We start from the raw sequence: 15999 nt of genomic DNA, 5'->3' as shown, positions 1-15999 counted from the left end.
GTAACCGCTTTGGTGAGCAATAGCTCTTCGCAGATGGAAAGCGTCTGAAAAAGCAAAAATCCCGGACAAAGCCGGGATTTTGTTGCCTGTACTTAACGGAAAACTGGAGCGGGCGAAGGGATTCGAACCCTCGACCCCAACCTTGGCAAGGTTGTGCTCTACCCCTGAGCTACACCCGCTCGCGCCAGTCGTTTCCGTCAGGCAGGCGCTATATGAACTAACACCCCGGAGATTGCAACAGGGAAATTACAGGAAAATGCCGTTTCAACGAAATTAGCTGCCGGTTAAATTGTAACTGTCTGTAAATATTGCATTTTTCAGATTATATGCCGTATTCTCGACTGTGGTTCTTCGTTAAAACAAGGAAAACGCGCTTCCACGGATAACGGAATCGGCTGTCGGAGGTGTGAGTCAGCGCAGTTGCGTTTCGCGCGAACATTCCAATTTGCTTTGCATGGTTTCTAAGCATGTATCCATGGTCTATAAGCGCTGTTGCAAGTCGCCGAAGCGTGAGGAGCGTGACGACATGCGCAATATTTTCAATGCCGAACAGAATGGGTGGAATCATGCCTTTGTCGCCGAGCGAGCTTCACGACTATCTTCAGAAACTCGGTATCGAAGTAAAAACTGTCGAACATCCTCCCTTGTTCACAGTCTCGGATTCCCAAAGCCTGCGTGGTGAAATTCCGGGTGGCCATACGAAAAATCTCTTCCTGAAAGACAAGAAAGACAATTTCTTTCTCGTGACAGTCGAAGAGGATGCGGTGGTCGATCTGAAGTCGATTCATCAACTGCTAGGCGCTGCAAGCCGTGTTTCGTTTGGCAAGCCGGAAAAGCTGATGGAATATCTGGGTGTGTTTCCGGGCGCAGTCACCGTGTTTGGCGCGGTCAACGATACTGCACATAATGTGCAGGTCGTTCTTGATGCCGATTTGATGAAGTATGACGTCATCAACGGCCATCCATTGACCAATGAAGCCACGACTTCCATCAAGCGCGAAGATCTTGTCGCTTTCCTCAAGTCCACCGGCCATGAACCGCGTGTTCTCGCCGTTTCCGAAGGTGCGAAAGCAGGCGCTTCGGTATAAACTGATTTTCAAAACGGGCGACTTTCTTGCACATAGCAATTGGCGATTGAAGTGGAAGGCCGGAGCGCTAAGTTACAGCGCAACTTGCTGAAACGACCGTCTTGAAATTGGCTTTCGAAGATACGAACTGAAAGAACGACACCGGCTTATATGCGGAGCATCGCATCGGTCGGAAAATACGAAGGAATTTCCTATGAGTAGCCAGAACAATCCTTATGCCGGTGCAGGTGGCCAGATGACGGCAAATGTCTCTTTCGGTTCGGCGCCGACCGCTACTGGAGGCGCGGAGCTCGTCAAGGATACGACGACGGCAAGTTTTCAGGCGGACGTCATTGCCGAATCCCGTAATCAGCCGGTGCTGGTGGATTTCTGGGCGCCGTGGTGCGGACCTTGCAAGCAGCTCACACCGATCATTGAAAAGGCCGTGCGGGACGCTGGTGGCGCTGTCAAACTGGTCAAGATGAATATCGATGACCATCCGGCCATCGCTGGTCAGCTCGGGATTCAATCCATTCCGGCGGTCATTGCTTTCGTCAACGGTCAGCCGGTCGATGGTTTCATGGGGGCTGTGCCGGAATCGAAGGTGAAGGAATTCATCGCCAAGATCGGCGGACCGAGCGACGCGGAAGCGGCGCTTGCCGAAGCCGTCACTGCCGCAAATGAACTGGTCGAAGCTGGTGATTTCGTTCAGGCATCGGAGATTTTCTCGTCCATTCTTCATGCCGTCCCGGATAATGTCGATGCGATTGTTGGTCTTGCGACCTGCCTTCTGGAATCCGGCGATGCGGAAAAGGCGCGCGAACTTCTCGCCCAGCTTCCCGCTGACAAGCAAAATGCACCTGCCGTTCGGGCATTGGAAGCGCGTCTTGCATTGGCTGATCAGGTCAAGCTCATTGGTGATCCGATTGCGCTTGAAAAGCGAATTCAGGCTGATCCGAAGGATTATCAGGCCCGGTTTGACCTTGCTCAGGTGCGTAATGCACAGGGGCGGCGTGAAGATGCGGCCAATGAGCTGCTTTTCATCATGAAGTCTGATCGCGAGTGGAACGAAGACGGCGCACGCAAGCAGCTTCTTCAGTTTTTCGAAGCATGGGGCAATGCCGATCCGGCGACGCTCGGTGCGCGGCGCAAACTGTCGTCGCTTCTGTTTTCCTGATCGCGAGTGTCGGGATTCCAACTGTTAGGGCGCATGTTTGGTGCGTCCTAAAGGGAGGTTGCAATGCAGGTGGGCAATGCCCGTTACAGAACGGGCGCTGATATACCCGAGACCGTGCCGGTTTTCCCGTTGAAGGGGGCGCTGCTTCTGCCCGGTGGCCAGCTTCCGCTCAATATTTTCGAGCCGCGCTATCTGGCGATGGTCGAGAATGCCCTGGCGGGTAAACGCATCATCGGCATGATCCAGCCGAAAATCGACGGCGATGATGACGAAACAATCAATGAGCTGGATGAAAGCCTTCGTCCGCAATTGAGCAGTGTCGGCTGTCTTGGCCGTATCACAACCTTTGCCGAAACGGGCGATGGTCGCCTGCTGATTACCCTGCAGGGCATCTGTCGGTTTCGCGTGCGGGAAGAAGTCAATTGCCGTCAGCCTTACCGGCAATGCCGGATCATGCCGTTTCTGGCTGATCTGGAAGAGGCGCGGGATTCATCGGAAATTGACCGGGACGCTTTGCTGGGGGCTTTCCGCGATTATCTGGAAGCGCACAATCTGGAAGCGGACTGGGATAGTATCACGCGGGCAAACAATGAAACCCTCGTCAATGCGCTCTCCATCATGTCGCCTTTCGGTCCGGCAGAAAAACAGGCCCTTCTGGAGGCCCCCGATTTGAAGACGCGTGCAGCAACTTTGATTGCCATTACCGAAATGGTATTGGCCAGAGTAAAGGACGATGATTTCGGATCGCGGCTGCAATAGATCTCAGGAATAAGCCAATGGACGACAAGACGGAAACCGGAAATATCGATGTTCGACTGCTGGAACTCCTCGTATGCCCGCTTACAAAGGGGCCCTTGGAGTATGATGCGGAACATGCCGAACTGATCTCGCGCAAGGCGAAGCTTGCCTATCCCGTCCGGGGCGGAATACCTATCATGCTGCCGTCCGAAGCACGCAGTTTGACAGAGTAAATACAGGTCGATTTGCAGGTGACTGGCGGCCTGAAGCGCTGAACAGCACGCGCTCTATCGGCTGTTATATAATTTCTGCACAAGCCCCTATCTTTTTCATAAGTTTCAGCCACGCGCATTATTGCTTGTCGGACAACAGGGCTCTATAACCCTCGCGGAACTTGATAAAGATGGTATCGGACGGCTTTATGCTCTTCGCTGCTGTCATGGATTTGAACGCAGTATTTCTGGCAAAACGGGTCATTGTTTTCCGGAATATGCGAAACAATACAGAGGCTTGGCATTATGGCATCCAGAAAACTCCTTCTCCTGCCCGGCGACGGCATCGGCCCAGAGGCGATGGCGGAAGTCCGCAAGATCATCGCTTTCCTCAACTCGGGCCTCAATCTCGGCTTTGAAACCGAAGAAGGTCTGGTTGGCGGCTGCGCTTACGACGCGCACGGTCAGGCGATTTCGGATGCTGATATGGAGAAGGCGCTGGCTGCCGATGCCACGCTGTTCGGCGCTGTCGGCGGTCCGAAGTGGGATGATGTGCCTTATGAAGTGCGCCCGGAAGCCGGTCTTCTGCGTCTGCGCAAGGACATGCAGCTCTATGCAAATCTGCGTCCGGCCATCTGCTACCCGGCTCTGGCCCATTCTTCTTCGCTGAAGCCGGAAGTGATCGAGGGTCTCGACATCCTCATCCTGCGCGAGCTGACCGGCGGCGTTTACTTCGGCGAGCCGAAGGAAATCATCGACCTCGGCAATGGCCAGAAGCGCGGTATCGATACGCAGGTCTATGACACCTACGAAATCGAGCGCATCGCCGATGTTGCCTTCGAGTTGGCGCGCACGCGCCGCAACAAGGTCACGTCGATGGAAAAGCGCAATGTGATGAAGTCGGGCGTCCTGTGGAATCAGGTCGTTACCGCTCGCCACAAGGACAAGCACGCCGATGTGGAACTGGAGCATATGCTGGCCGACGCTGGCGGCATGCAGCTCGTGCGCTGGCCGAAGCAGTTCGACGTTATCGTGACGGACAATCTGTTCGGCGACATGCTGTCGGACGTTGCTGCAATGCTGACCGGCTCGCTCGGCATGCTGCCATCCGCTTCGCTCGGTGCAGTCGATTCCAAAACCGGCAAGCGCAAGGCGCTGTATGAGCCCGTCCACGGTTCTGCACCGGATATCGCTGGCAAGGGCGTTGCCAATCCGATTGCGATGATCGCTTCGCTTGCCATGTGCCTGCGTTATTCGTTCAACCTCGTCGATGAAGCCGACCGTCTGGAAGCCGCGATTGAGCAGGTTCTCGATGATGGTCTGCGCACCGCCGACATCTGGTCGGAAGGCAAGACCAAGGTTGGCACTGTCGCAATGGGCGATGCCATCCTCGACAAGTTTTCGAAGCTTTCCGCTGAATAAGCGCGACGAGATCGCTTGATGAAAGCCCGCCTTGCACTTTGCATGGTGGGCTTTTCTTTTTTGAATAAGCGCCCGATTTGAGGCTGTAAATTCCTGCTCTGCTGCATAAGAATAGCTGCATGTTGTTCACGCTCCCAGATCAAAACAAACTCTACGACGCACTTGTCGCCCGTGATGCCGCTTATGAGGGCAGGGCCTATGTCGGTGTTGTCTCAACCGGAATTTTCTGCCGCCTGACTTGTCCGGCGCGGAAACCGAAACAGGAAAACTGCCGCTTTTTCGCATCGGTTGCCGAATGCATGGCCGATGGTTTTCGGCCCTGCAAAAGATGTCATCCGTTACAACCCGCTGCCGAGGCGGAGCCTTCCGTCAAGAAGCTTCTCGATGCGCTTGAAGCCGATCCGGAACGACGCTGGAGTGAAGAGGATGTTGCCCGAATGGGGCTTGATCTCTCGACCGTCCGTCGCAGTTTCCGCCGTCATTTCGGAATGACATTTCTGGAAATGGCGCGGCAGGAACGCTTGCGGCACGGGTTCCAGGCGCTTGCCGATGGCGGGCGCGTCATCGACGCCCAGATTGATGCGGGTTTTGAATCCCCGGAAGCTTTTCGGAGTGCCTTCGCACGTATTCTCGGGCTTCCACCCGGAAAATTGCGGGGTGATGGTTTGCTGCGCGCTGACTGGATCAAGTCACCGCTTGGTACGATGATCGCGATCTGTGATGCGCGAAGCCTGCACCTTCTGGAGTTTGCTGATCGCAAGGCGCTGTCAGCGGAACTGAAGAAGCTCTATACCACCTGTCGCGGTGATCTGGGGATCGGTCGTTTCAGCACCCATGACCTCGTCGAGCAGCAGTTGAATGCCTTCTTCGACGGCAATTCTCCGACGTTCGATTTGCCGCTGGTGCTGCATGGCAGTGCTTTTACGCAAGGGGTATGGCGGGAACTTCAGAACATTCGGGCCGGAGAGACGCGGAGTTACAGTGAACTGGCGCAGGCCATGGAAAAGCCGCTTGCCGTGCGTGCGGTCGCCCGGGCCAATGGGGCGAACCAGATTGCCATCGTCATTCCATGCCATCGTGTGATTGGCGCGGACGGATCGCTGACCGGTTATGGCGGCGGTCTCTGGCGGAAGCAGAAGCTGATCGAGATCGAAGCGCAATATCGCAGATAGATCATCAGACGAACATGAAAACGCCGCCCGATGGGCGGCGTTTTCTCGTTTGTAGGCGCGTTGGCTAGTCGAGCTTGTGCAGGTCGACGCCCTTGGTTTCCTTGACGAAGATCATGCCGATCACAAAGGTGATGGAGGCGATAATGATCGGATACCAGAGGCCGTAATAGATGTCGCCCCTGGCAGCGCTCAGTGCGAACACGCCAGCCGGAAGCAGGCCGCCGAACCAGCCGTTGCCGATGTGATATGGCAGCGACATGCCGGTGTAGCGGATGCGGGTCGGGAACATCTCGACGAGGATCGCGGCAATCGGGCCGTACACCATCGTCACGTAGATGACGAGGATGGTCAGGATGGCGATTGTCAGGAACCAGTTCACCTGTGCAGGGTCGGCGACCATCTTGAACGCACCGGCATTCGGGATGGTGTAGACAGCCTGATCGGTGCTGACGCCAAGGCCGTCAGCTTCGGTCTGGGTCAGAAGCTTCTGCTTCACCAGATCGGCAGCCGGAACCATGGTCTTGTCTCCGCCGCGGATGGCTTCGGCATTCAGCTGAAGTTCCGGATTGGCGGCGACGAATGCATCAAGCTTGCTGTCCGTCACTTTCGCAGGGTCGCGAACGAGCGGGAAACCTGCCTTCTGCAGGGCAAGGTTCACGTCGTGAGACAGGGCTGACTGCTTGGCCGCAGCATCTGCTCCAGCCTGAACCGCGTCGTAAGACGTGATCGTGCTGTCGCCGATCGTGACGGTTGCCGGGGTGCCGGCTGCTGCTGTCTGCACAATCTCATAAGGCACCGAGCTCTTGGCGAGGAAGCTTGTCGCAACATCGCAAGAGGTAGTGAACTTCGACGTGCCGGTGGCGTTGAACTGGAAGTTACAATCGCCGGGGGCAGCAGTAACGGTTGCCTTGATGGTCTGTTCAGCCTGTGCGAGAGCCGGGTTTGCAGCGCCGGTGAGAGCCTTGAACAGCGGGAAGTAAGTTACGGCAGCAAGCAGAAGACCTGCCATGATGATCGGCTTGCGACCGATCTTGTCCGACAGCCAGCCGAAGAAGACGAAACCACCGGTGCCGATCAGGAGCGCGATGGCGACCATGATATTTGCCGACTGGTTTTCGACCTTCAGAACGTTCTGGAGGAAGAACAGGGCGTAGAACTGACCGCAATACCACACCACGGCCTGACCGGCGGTAAGACCGAAGAGGGCGATGAGTGCGATCTTGGCGTTCTTCCATTGGCCGAATGCTTCGGAAAGCGGGGCCTTGGAGGTCTTGCCTTCTTCCTTCATGCGCTTGAATGCGGGCGACTCGCTCATTTGCATGCGAATCCAGACGGAAATGCCGAGCAGGAAGATGGAGACGAGGAACGGAATGCGCCAGCCCCAGGCAGCGAAGGCTTCCTTACTCAACAAAGCCTGGATGCCGAGGATCACCAGCAGCGACAGGAACAGGCCGAGCGTTGCCGTGGTCTGGATCCATGACGTGAAGAAGCCGCGCCGATTGTTCGGAGCATGTTCGGCAACGTAGGTTGCAGCACCGCCATATTCGCCACCGAGTGCCAGACCCTGCAGCATGCGCAGGGCGATCAAGATGATCGGTGCGAAAATGCCGAGCGTGGCCGAGCCGGGCAGGATGCCCACGAGAAACGTGGATGCACCCATGATGACGATGGTGACAAGGAATGTGTATTTACGTCCGACGAGATCGCCGATGCGTCCGAAGACGAGAGCACCGAACGGACGGACGAGGAAGCCTGCCGCGAAAGCGAGCAGAACGAAGATGTTTCGGGTTGCTTCCGGATATTCGTTGAAGAAGGCCGCGCCGATGAAGGCAGCAAGCGTTCCGTAGAGATAGAAGTCATACCATTCAAAGACGGTACCAAGCGATGACGCAAAGATCACCTTGCGTTCTTCGCTCGTCATTTTCTGCGTGCCGACATCGGCACTTGACGAGACTGCCATTAATCTGTCCTCCCAAACAGAGCCCCTGACGGGCAAATGTAAGACGATCTTTCTTCACCGGATAAATGAAGTTCGCTTGTTGCGCCGGGAACAGTTCCTCTCAACTGTCCGGGCGCTCTCCTCACACTTGCATGATGAACCGAAAAAGGGGATTCGTGCAGTAGTCTTTAGTATGAGACAGAACTGACGGCTTGAAATACTAGGGAAAATTAATAAAGCGCATCCCGAAAAGTGTGAAACGCCTACGCAGGGAAATCAGCCCACTGGACTGATTTCTGATCCTGCTTCGATCGGATAAGATGTGCGTGGATAGCCAAGGATTAGAGCGCTGATCTGATCCAATCAGATCGAAATGCGCTCTTAAGCGCCAAAAAATGCGCTCCTTGAAGGGTTGGAGAATTGACTCCATCTATAAACCGCGTAAAAGCAGTGGCGAACGAAGGAGAACCCGCGTGGATCGCGTCAACGTAGCGTCAGTTTCGCTTGGAACTGCCGGCATTTTTGCCGGGGCAGCGCGCATGCCTTCGATTTCCAAAACACTCACGGCCATTACTAAAACGACCACGAAAACGGTCTGATTCCCTTGGCCTGCTCGCCCTCTCCCCGGGTCTGGCCCGGGGGCGGAAGTCCCGCGTGGCCTGCGGGGTTCCGAATCTGGAAGCGGAGAGGGACAGGAGACGAAAAATGGGTTTCAAGGTTGCAGTTGTCGGCGCCACCGGTAATGTCGGGCGCGAAATGCTCAATATCCTCGAAGAACGCGGCTTTCCGGCTGACGAAGTTGTCGCGCTTGCATCGCGCCGCAGCCAGGGCACGGAAGTGTCCTATGGCGACCGGACGCTGAAGGTTAAGGCGCTCGACACATATGATTTCTCCGATACGGACATCTGCCTGATGTCTGCCGGCGGCGAGATTTCCAAGGAATGGTCGCCGAAGATCGGCAAGCAGGGCTGCGTCGTCATCGATAATTCCTCGGCCTGGCGTTATGACTCGGAAGTGCCGCTGATCGTGCCGGAAGTGAACCCGGATGCAGTCGAAGGCTTCCGCAAGAAGAACATCATTGCCAATCCGAACTGCTCGACGGCTCAGCTCGTCGTGGCTCTGAAGCCTTTGCACGATGTTGCCAAGATCAAGCGCGTCGTTGTGTCGACCTATCAGTCGGTTTCGGGTGCAGGCAAGGAAGGCATGGATGAGCTGTTCGAACAGTCGCGCGCTGTTTTCGTCGCCGACCCTGTCTCTGCGAAGAAGTTCACCAAGCGCATCGCGTTCAACGTGATCCCGCATATCGATGTCTTCATGGAAGACGGCTACACCAAGGAAGAATGGAAGATGGTGGCCGAAACCAAGAAGATGCTCGATCCGAAGATCAAGCTGACGGCAACGGCTGTTCGCGTTCCGGTCTTCATCGGTCACTCCGAGGCGGTCAATATCGAGTTTGAAAACCCGATCACGCCGGAAGAAGCACGCGAGATTCTGCGCGAAGCTCCAGGCTGCCAGGTTGTCGACAAGCATGAGAACGGTGGCTACATCACGCCTTACGAATCCGCTGGCGAAGATGCGACTTATATCAGCCGTATCCGCGAAGACATCACCGTCGAGAACGGTCTGGCTCTGTGGGTTGTTTCGGACAATCTGCGCAAGGGCGCTGCTCTCAACACGATCCAGATCGCTGAACTGCTGGTCGCGCGCGGCCTTATCAAGCCAAAGGCGCTTGCTGCCTGATCTGCTGTATTCAGTACTGATATTAAAAGCGCCGGGAAACCGGCGCTTTTTTTGTTAGCGGGAAATGCTGTCTGAAAGATTGCCGCGTATATTGAGCAATCGCGTGCGTAAATCCCGCAACTCATCGATGGGCTGACCAAGTGCGCAGAACACCTGTTCGGGGATGCTCTCGGCTTCCATGCGCAGTGCCTTGCCTTCGTCGGTCAATGTGATGCGGACTTGCCGCTCATCTTGCGGGTCACGCCGACGCGCGATACGTCCGGCGGCTTCAAGGCGCTTCAGCAGAGGGGTCAGGGTTCCTGAATCGAGATTGAGCTTTGCGCCAATCTCCGAAACGGTTCGGTCGTCCTGTTCCCAAAGAACGATCATCACCAGAAACTGCGGATAGGTCAGATCAAGCTTGCTGAGGATCGGTTGGTAGGCACGCGTCAGCGCATTCGCGGTCGAGTAGATCGCAAAGCAGACCATGTTGGAAAGGCCGAGATTGGAATCCTGATCGTCGCGCTTCATCATGATAACTCCTTGGCAAATATATACATCATACGCAATTGGATTGCGCGTCACTTAATTGTGAAATTAAATTTTGTAAAATTATATTGCGCACAATTTAATTATCTGCAAGTTTGGCTACGGAGACAAACCAAAGGAGAAGCCCAAATGCCAATTCTGTACACAACCCAATCCACAGCAACCGGCGGCCGCACCGGCAGCGCCAAGACTGCCGACGGACGGCTCAGTGTCGTTCTCGATACACCGAAGGAACTCGGCGGTTCGGGTGGCGAAGGCACCAATCCTGAGCAGCTTTTCGCTTCCGGCTATGCTGCTTGCTTCCTGGGCGCGTTGAAATTCGTTGCTGCCAAGGAGAAAGTTGCCATTTCGGCAGACAGCACCGTGACTGCGACGGTCGGCATTGGTCCGCGTGAAGATGGCACTGGCTTCGGGCTCGATGTGGCGCTGCAAGTGGCACTTCCGGGCGTGGACAAGGCGAAGGCGGAAGAGCTGGTTCAGGCTGCGCATATCGTCTGCCCGTATTCGCATGCGACACGCGGCAACATTGATGTTCGCCTGAGCGTGGCATAACAAAGAAAAGCAAAAGGCGCCCGACGAGGGCGCCTTCTATTTCGCAAGCTTATCGGCGCGTCACTTCGATCGCTAATACATCAAGTGCTTTTTCTACCTGCTCATACACCTCGGTTCCCAGTGGCAGGATCGGGCGTGGTGGCGCGATTTTCGCGAGGCCCAGAAGGTCGGCAATGACATACATTACGCGGAAACTGCTGTGGGCTTTGAACAAATCCCAAAGCGGCGTGAAAGCTGCATTGATGCGTTCCGCCTCCGCCCTGTCTCCGCTTTGTGCCGCGCGCGTCAACGCCAGCGCTGGCTCGGGAAGAAGCCCTGCAACCACGCTGTACCAGGCATCCGCGCCAGCCAGAAGCGCATCCGCCGCACCCCAGTCGCCGCTAAAGCCTATGACGAAGCTTGATGGCGCTTCCGAACGCAATTTGGAGATGGCACCCTCGTATTCACCGCTTGCGGGCAGGGGCATCTTGATCGCGCTGATATTCTTTACATTGGCAAGCCGTGCGATCAGTTCATCGCTGAAGATGAACTTTGTCGTGCCGGGATTATTGTAGATGCAAAGGGGAAGGTCGGTCGTTTCGGCAACGGCTTTGAAGTGCTGGAACACTTCTTCCTGTGTCAGCGGTGTATAGGAAACAGGCGCCAGCAACAGCCCGTCTGCACCGGCATCTGCGGCGTCCCGCGCCAGTGCTTGCGCCTCATCTGTCCGCAACGCACCAACGCCGACGATGATCGGTGTTCTGCCGCCGATAGACCTGACGGCGGTGTTGATCGTATGCAACCGCTGTTCCCGCGTGAGAAAGGCATAGCTGCCAGTGCTTCCCAGAAGACCGATAGAATCCGCTCCCGCCTCGCAGATGCGCTCAAGAAAGACGCAGAGCGTATCCTCCATGAGTTTGCCCGCGGCATCGATTGGTGTGAGCGGAAAGGCGGAAAGACCTTTGAAGAGTTTCATGGTGCTCATTTCTCAAACGGATTAGCGCGACAGAAGCAGGCGGATGCCGGCAAGGCCGAAAACAGCCGCGAGTACGCCTTCGATCCAGCGGCGCGCGCGACGATAGAGGCGCACCATGGGCATAGTGGAAAATACGATGGCATAGCCGCAGAAAATGGTCACGCTGAGCGCGATGCAGCCGCCCAGAAATGCTGCCAGATGTGGCCATGAGGAATTGGCGCCAAGCCCCAGCGTAACCAATGCGATCCAGGACAGGATGGACTTCGGGTTTGACAGATGCATCAGAAGGCCACGGCGATAAAGCTCCCCATGGGACAAAATTGCCTTGCTGCCGGAAGTTCGCATAGCCAATGCTTCGTCCGATGTCATGGCCGCCCGTCCGGCCTTGAAGGCAAGATAAAGCAGATAAAGCCCGCCGAAGATTTTCAGGATGAACAGAGCTTCGGCAAATCGTGTGAGGATGGCCGAAACGCCGGTCGCGGCCATCACGCCCCAGAAAATGGAGCCAGTGACAACACCGGCGGCAAAGAAAAGTCCTGACTTGCGGCCCTGATCCATCGCCACGCCCATGATCCGCATTGTGCTCGGACCGGGGCTGCCTGCTGCTATGATGTAAGTCACATATACGAGGAGAAGCTGGTAGATGGCAGGGGAAATGCTCATATCGCTACTCTAGTGAATTGAATTTGACGTTTGATACCCGTCCGATATAAATCCCGTTTCAAACGTCAAATTCGAAAAATCCACTAGATTCATAAGGTTACTAGTAGTCTTTTTGCTTCCGACATTTGCTCGGCGCTCATATCCGAGGGATGCAAATGTCGGAATCAGACCGCTAGTTGCATCAGGAGAATCTATAGCATTCTCTCAATGCAATATCTGTATGCGATTGTGCCAGAATCCAAGGAGGAACTGCCGGAACTGCCGATGGTTTCGTCGAAAACGACAAAACTTGACGCTTTGATCCTGCTCGAGCGGTTCTACTCGGCCTGTGCCTCGATATTTTCCATATCGTCATCGGACAAGCCGAAATGATGGCCGATTTCGTGGATCAGAACATGGGTGATGATATCGCCCAGCGTTTCTTCATGTTCGGACCAATAGTCGAGGATCGCACGGCGGTAGAGCGTGATGCGATTGGGGCCTTCGCCCGTCTGCAGGCTGAAACGTTCGCCGATGCCGCGACCTTCAAAAAGGCCGAGCAGGTCGAAAGGCGTTTCCAGCCCCATATCCTCAATGATCTGGTCGTCAGGAAAGTCGGCGATCTGGATGATGATGTCGCCGCACAACGCACGAAACTCCTGCGGCAGATGCGCAAGAGCTTCAATCGCGATGGATTCTATTTCGTCCAGCGAGGGCGAGAGACGTCCCGCCCAGTCGCCGCTTTGATCTTCTCTGGCCATTCCAGCCAATCGTGTCCTATTCACTTGTGCAGGCCGCCAGACCTGCGACCGGGCATTCTGGCCGAGTATATATAGTGCATACCGACATTATGCCCAGGGACGCTGTTCAGCGCGCTTGGCCTCGAATGTGTCGATGCTGCCAGCCTTTTCCATGGTCAGGCCGATATCATCGAGACCGTTGAGCAGGCAGTGGCGCTTGAAATCATCGACATCAAAGGAAATCGAACCGCCATCCGGACCGTGAATTTCCTTGGCTTCGAGATCGACGGTAAGGGTCGCATTGGCGCCGCGCGAGGCGTCGTCCATCAGCTTGTCCAGATCTTCCTGGCTGACCTTGATCGGCAGAATGCCGTTCTTGAAGCAGTTATTGTAGAAGATGTCGGCAAATGAGGTCGAGATCACGCAACGGATGCCAAAATCAAGCAGAGCCCATGGCGCATGCTCGCGCGAGGAGCCGCAGCCGAAATTGTCGCCAGCAACGAGGATCTGCGCGTTGCGATAGCCCGGCTTGTTCAGGACGAAATCCGGGTTTTCGGTGCCGTCTTCGTTGAAGCGCATTTCGGCGAAAAGACCCTTGCTCAGACCCGTGCGCTTGATCGTCTTCAGGTAATCCTTCGGGATGATCATGTCCGTATCGATATTGACGATCGGCAGGGGGGCGGCAACGCCCGTGAGCTTGGTGAACTTATCCATGTCCTGAACCTGTCGGTTGGGAATTTGCAATTTGCAAACTGGTTTACATCAGCTTGACCGAGAGTCAACGTTTGAGGCCGAAACTGCCCAATAGGTCGCAACTCCCGACCCGCTTCGCGAAATATCCGACGCGCGGACAAGCGCGCCGGATAGTCCGACTGTCGGGTTATGCGCATAATCCTGTCTGGAAACCGCGTCAAGTTTTCCGGATCATGCGTCATTGACGCAGTTCACGCAATTATCCGACGTTGAGGGCGACGCCACCGGTCTCGCTGCCGGTCAGTCGGCGGGATTTGCCATCTGTGCCAACGACGATCGTATAACGCCTGCGCCGCATTGAGAGGTTCGGCGAAACCGCCACATCGATGGCCGGATCGAACTGAAGCGTGATGCGCCAGAGTTCGGGCTTGATCGTTTCCTCGACGGCGATGATGCGGGCATCGAACGGCGTGGTATGAAACATGCCGGTAATGCGCTGTCCGACGCGGTAAGGCGCGGTATCGTCCTCAACTGGTGCGGGCGCCACCTTGCCGTCATTGGCGGCAAGCGTATTCCAGTCACGTGTGCCGGACTGGCGCGCTACAAGGTCGAGTGCCTTGCCGTGGCTGATGGTGATGCCTTCCTCACTCAAAGCCTGCCGCAGACGGCGGGCCTGATGCTTGAAGTCAGCGTTATTGGTCCCAGCGATAATAGCTGTGGTCATTGTTTTCGCTCCTGGTTGTGAGCGGCGTTTTCATGAACGGGTGCCCGCGTTGCCGTTTCTGCCGTCACCGGAACAAAAACGAAGTTTCAGAATGCTTTACCATGGCCGTAAGGCTGCGGGCGGCGGGTGCATTCCAACCGAAAGCTGGAAAATAGGCGTGTCGATACAGGATTTCAAGGGCCCGCCTGCTCGCGCTCTCGGCGCTTGCGCAGCAGGGTGGTTCCGTGCACAAATCGGGACATGAAAACTATTGTTCGTCCCCGCCGTTCTGTTCTCTTCGTTCCTGCCGCCAATGCTCGCGCTCTTGAGAAGTCGCTGACCCTTTCAGCGGATTGCGTGATCTATGATCTGGAGGATTCCGTCGCGCCGGAGGCGAAGGTCGCGGCGCGCGATGCGCTAGCGGTGCATTTCGCAAGCCATCCGAAGGTCAATTTCGAGCGGATTGTACGGGTCAATACGGCGGAAACGCCGTGGGGCAGGGATGATGTCGCGGCGGCTGCGAAGATGGGGGCGGACGCCATCCTTCTGCCCAAGACTGAACGACCGCAGGATATAATCGACGCGGCCAACCGGCTTGATCGTCAGGATGCCGATCCGGCAGTTGGTGTATGGGCGATGATCGAAACCGCGCGCGGTATTCTCAACGCCGACGAAATCGCCGTTCTTGGGCATCGTTCGGCGGTGCGGCTTGCCTGTTTCGTCGTCGGGCCGAACGATATTGCGCGGGAAACCGGTGTGCGCCCGCAACCGGGGCGACCTTATCTCGTCCCGTGGCTGATGCAGATCATTCTCGCAGCGCGCGCTGGCGGGATCACCGTTCTCGACGGCGTTTACAATGATTTTCGGGATAGCGTTGGCTTCGAGGCAGAATGCGCGCAAGGTGCCGCCATGGGGTTCGACGGCAAGACGTTGATTCATCCAGGCCAGGTTGAAGCGGCTAACCGGGCCTTCTCACCAACCGAGGACGAGGTGGCCCGTGCCCGCGCTGTCGTTGAAGTCTTTGCCCGGCCTGAAAATGCCGAGAAAGGCGTCGTCTCGCTCGACGGGCAGATGGTCGAACGTCTTCATCTTGAAATGGCCGAGCGCGTGCTCGCGAAGGCGGACGTAAAGTTATAACAGAGGAAGTAACAGCATGAAGTTATATCGTTTCATCACAGGTCCGGATGATTCCGCATTCTGTCATCGCGTCACGGCGGCGCTCAACAAGGGCTGGCAGCTCTATGGTTCGCCGACCTATGCTTTCAACGCAGCAACCGGCGTCATGCATTGCGGTCAGCCGGTGGTGAAGGAAGTCGACGGCGTCGATTACACGCCGGACATCAAGCTCGGCGAATACTGATGGCCGTCCGCCGCATCGTTGCCAATATTGCAGCCGCCGATGCTGCGGCGGCAAAGCGCTTCTACGGCGACTTGCTGGGCCTTGATGTGGCGATGGATTTCGGCTGGATCGTCACCTATGCCACGGATGTGCAGGCACGGGTACAGGTGAGCATCATGAATGAGGGCGGGGCGGGCACACCGGTGCCCGATCTTTCCATCGAGGTCGATGATGTCGATGTCGTGCTGGAGCGCGCAATCGCGTTGGGATTTCCCGTCGAATATGGTCCGGCAGATGAGGAATGGGGTGTGCGTCGTTTCTACACGCGTGACCCGTACGGTCGGCTCGTGAATATTCTGACTCATAAAAACTGAAAAAGG

Annotated in this window: 18 protein-coding genes and 1 tRNA gene; 11 read left to right on the top strand and 8 right to left on the bottom strand. The window is 56.1% G+C overall.

The annotated features are described in order from the left end of the window. Positions 1-104 precede the first annotated feature (104 nt). Positions 105-179: transfer RNA gene (locus F9K91_RS16465), tRNA-Gly, on the bottom strand. Positions 180-566: 387 nt separating this feature from the next. On the opposite strand from F9K91_RS16465, the gene F9K91_RS16460 reads away from it, so the two are divergent. From F9K91_RS16460 to F9K91_RS16430, 6 genes are all read left to right on the top strand, one after another. Next, positions 567-1088, top strand: a complete 522-nt coding sequence (locus tag F9K91_RS16460; protein ID WP_151653291.1) for a prolyl-tRNA synthetase associated domain-containing protein — start codon at positions 567-569, stop codon at positions 1086-1088. A 193-nt stretch (positions 1089-1281) separates the two neighbouring features. Further along, a complete protein-coding gene (gene trxA, locus F9K91_RS16455; protein ID WP_151678232.1) occupies positions 1282-2244 on the top strand; it encodes a thioredoxin in 963 nt (320 codons plus the stop codon). Positions 2245-2307: 63 nt separating this feature from the next. After that, on the top strand, positions 2308-3003 hold the full coding sequence (locus tag F9K91_RS16450; protein ID WP_151558082.1) for an LON peptidase substrate-binding domain-containing protein: 696 nt from the start codon (positions 2308-2310) through the stop codon (positions 3001-3003). A gap of 17 nt (positions 3004-3020) precedes the next feature. Beyond that, positions 3021-3215, top strand: a complete 195-nt coding sequence (locus F9K91_RS16445) for a Trm112 family protein (RefSeq protein ID WP_061347729.1) — start codon at positions 3021-3023, stop codon at positions 3213-3215. A gap of 285 nt (positions 3216-3500) precedes the next feature. After that, positions 3501-4616: a 3-isopropylmalate dehydrogenase gene (gene leuB, locus F9K91_RS16435; protein ID WP_151678231.1), complete on the top strand. Its 1116-nt coding sequence runs from the start codon at positions 3501-3503 to the stop codon at positions 4614-4616. A gap of 119 nt (positions 4617-4735) precedes the next feature. Next, the gene (locus F9K91_RS16430) at positions 4736-5788 is read left to right on the top strand and encodes a bifunctional transcriptional activator/DNA repair enzyme AdaA (protein ID WP_151558076.1); all 1053 of its coding nucleotides are present in this window, start codon (positions 4736-4738) and stop codon (positions 5786-5788) included. 64 nt (positions 5789-5852) lie between these two features. Here F9K91_RS16430 and F9K91_RS16425 read toward each other — a convergent pair whose 3' ends face one another. After that, positions 5853-7748 (bottom strand): MFS transporter, encoded by a 1896-nt coding sequence (locus F9K91_RS16425; protein WP_151558074.1) that lies wholly within the window; start codon positions 7746-7748, stop codon positions 5853-5855. Positions 7749-8432: 684 nt separating this feature from the next. On the opposite strand from F9K91_RS16425, the gene F9K91_RS16420 reads away from it, so the two are divergent. Beyond that, positions 8433-9467, top strand: coding sequence for an aspartate-semialdehyde dehydrogenase (locus F9K91_RS16420; RefSeq protein WP_010658488.1), 1035 nt, complete (start codon positions 8433-8435; stop codon positions 9465-9467). Positions 9468-9521: 54 nt separating this feature from the next. Here the strand turns inward: F9K91_RS16420 and F9K91_RS16415 are convergent, their stop codons facing one another. Beyond that, positions 9522-9977, bottom strand: coding sequence for a MarR family winged helix-turn-helix transcriptional regulator (locus F9K91_RS16415; RefSeq protein WP_151678248.1), 456 nt, complete (start codon positions 9975-9977; stop codon positions 9522-9524). Positions 9978-10124: 147 nt separating this feature from the next. On the opposite strand from F9K91_RS16415, the gene F9K91_RS16410 reads away from it, so the two are divergent. After that, on the top strand, positions 10125-10547 hold the full coding sequence (locus F9K91_RS16410) for an organic hydroperoxide resistance protein (protein WP_010658490.1): 423 nt from the start codon (positions 10125-10127) through the stop codon (positions 10545-10547). Between the two features lie 49 nt (positions 10548-10596). On the opposite strand, the gene F9K91_RS16405 is transcribed toward F9K91_RS16410, so the two are convergent. From F9K91_RS16405 to F9K91_RS16385, 5 genes are all read right to left on the bottom strand, one after another. Continuing rightward, the gene (locus tag F9K91_RS16405) at positions 10597-11511 is read right to left on the bottom strand and encodes a dihydrodipicolinate synthase family protein (protein WP_167522225.1); all 915 of its coding nucleotides are present in this window, start codon (positions 11509-11511) and stop codon (positions 10597-10599) included. A 12-nt stretch (positions 11512-11523) separates the two neighbouring features. Beyond that, on the bottom strand, positions 11524-12165 hold the full coding sequence (locus F9K91_RS16400) for a LysE family translocator (RefSeq protein WP_151678229.1): 642 nt from the start codon (positions 12163-12165) through the stop codon (positions 11524-11526). A gap of 317 nt (positions 12166-12482) precedes the next feature. Further along, positions 12483-12905 carry a metallopeptidase family protein gene (locus F9K91_RS16395; RefSeq protein WP_012092734.1) on the bottom strand — a complete coding sequence of 141 codons (423 nt, stop codon included), beginning with the start codon at positions 12903-12905 and terminating at the stop codon, positions 12483-12485. 87 nt (positions 12906-12992) lie between these two features. Then, positions 12993-13598 carry a 3-isopropylmalate dehydratase small subunit gene (gene leuD, locus F9K91_RS16390; protein WP_061347735.1) on the bottom strand — a complete coding sequence of 202 codons (606 nt, stop codon included), beginning with the start codon at positions 13596-13598 and terminating at the stop codon, positions 12993-12995. A 238-nt stretch (positions 13599-13836) separates the two neighbouring features. After that, positions 13837-14301, bottom strand: a complete 465-nt coding sequence (locus F9K91_RS16385; protein ID WP_061347736.1) for a glyoxalase superfamily protein — start codon at positions 14299-14301, stop codon at positions 13837-13839. Between the two features lie 240 nt (positions 14302-14541). Between F9K91_RS16385 and F9K91_RS16380 the strand changes: the two genes are divergently transcribed. Genes F9K91_RS16380 through F9K91_RS16370 form a run of 3 tightly spaced genes read left to right on the top strand, consistent with a single transcriptional unit; the run spans position 14542 to position 15993 of the window. Next, positions 14542-15417: an HpcH/HpaI aldolase/citrate lyase family protein gene (locus F9K91_RS16380; RefSeq protein ID WP_151678228.1), complete on the top strand. Its 876-nt coding sequence runs from the start codon at positions 14542-14544 to the stop codon at positions 15415-15417. Positions 15418-15433: 16 nt separating this feature from the next. Next, positions 15434-15640 carry a DUF1737 domain-containing protein gene (locus F9K91_RS16375; protein WP_002965766.1) on the top strand — a complete coding sequence of 69 codons (207 nt, stop codon included), beginning with the start codon at positions 15434-15436 and terminating at the stop codon, positions 15638-15640. After that, positions 15640-15993, top strand: a complete 354-nt coding sequence (locus tag F9K91_RS16370) for a VOC family protein (RefSeq protein WP_151678227.1) — start codon at positions 15640-15642, stop codon at positions 15991-15993. Before F9K91_RS16375 ends, F9K91_RS16370 begins: the two co-directional genes overlap by 1 nt. Positions 15994-15999: the final 6 nt, after the last annotated feature.

It is taken from the genome of Brucella tritici, from assembly GCF_008932295.1.
GTDB classification, from domain to species: domain Bacteria; phylum Pseudomonadota; class Alphaproteobacteria; order Rhizobiales; family Rhizobiaceae; genus Brucella; species Brucella tritici.
The sequence above is the reverse complement of the archived record's forward strand: the minus strand, read 5'-3'. Positions and strand labels throughout refer to the sequence as shown.

Coding starts and splice junctions, on each gene's coding strand:
- F9K91_RS16460 (WP_151653291.1), top strand. CDS start 567: ATGCCTTTGTCGCCGAGCGAGCTTCACGACTATCTTCAGAAACTCGGT.
- trxA (WP_151678232.1), top strand. CDS start 1,282: ATGAGTAGCCAGAACAATCCTTATGCCGGTGCAGGTGGCCAGATGACG.
- F9K91_RS16450 (WP_151558082.1), top strand. CDS start 2,308: ATGCAGGTGGGCAATGCCCGTTACAGAACGGGCGCTGATATACCCGAG.
- F9K91_RS16445 (WP_061347729.1), top strand. CDS start 3,021: ATGGACGACAAGACGGAAACCGGAAATATCGATGTTCGACTGCTGGAA.
- leuB (WP_151678231.1), top strand. CDS start 3,501: ATGGCATCCAGAAAACTCCTTCTCCTGCCCGGCGACGGCATCGGCCCA.
- F9K91_RS16430 (WP_151558076.1), top strand. CDS start 4,736: ATGTTGTTCACGCTCCCAGATCAAAACAAACTCTACGACGCACTTGTC.
- F9K91_RS16425 (WP_151558074.1), bottom strand. CDS start 7,748: ATGGCAGTCTCGTCAAGTGCCGATGTCGGCACGCAGAAAATGACGAGC.
- F9K91_RS16420 (WP_010658488.1), top strand. CDS start 8,433: ATGGGTTTCAAGGTTGCAGTTGTCGGCGCCACCGGTAATGTCGGGCGC.
- F9K91_RS16415 (WP_151678248.1), bottom strand. CDS start 9,977: ATGAAGCGCGACGATCAGGATTCCAATCTCGGCCTTTCCAACATGGTC.
- F9K91_RS16410 (WP_010658490.1), top strand. CDS start 10,125: ATGCCAATTCTGTACACAACCCAATCCACAGCAACCGGCGGCCGCACC.
- F9K91_RS16405 (WP_167522225.1), bottom strand. CDS start 11,511: ATGAGCACCATGAAACTCTTCAAAGGTCTTTCCGCCTTTCCGCTCACA.
- F9K91_RS16400 (WP_151678229.1), bottom strand. CDS start 12,165: ATGAGCATTTCCCCTGCCATCTACCAGCTTCTCCTCGTATATGTGACT.
- F9K91_RS16395 (WP_012092734.1), bottom strand. CDS start 12,905: ATGGCCAGAGAAGATCAAAGCGGCGACTGGGCGGGACGTCTCTCGCCC.
- leuD (WP_061347735.1), bottom strand. CDS start 13,598: ATGGATAAGTTCACCAAGCTCACGGGCGTTGCCGCCCCCCTGCCGATC.
- F9K91_RS16385 (WP_061347736.1), bottom strand. CDS start 14,301: ATGACCACAGCTATTATCGCTGGGACCAATAACGCTGACTTCAAGCAT.
- F9K91_RS16380 (WP_151678228.1), top strand. CDS start 14,542: ATGAAAACTATTGTTCGTCCCCGCCGTTCTGTTCTCTTCGTTCCTGCC.
- F9K91_RS16375 (WP_002965766.1), top strand. CDS start 15,434: ATGAAGTTATATCGTTTCATCACAGGTCCGGATGATTCCGCATTCTGT.
- F9K91_RS16370 (WP_151678227.1), top strand. CDS start 15,640: ATGGCCGTCCGCCGCATCGTTGCCAATATTGCAGCCGCCGATGCTGCG.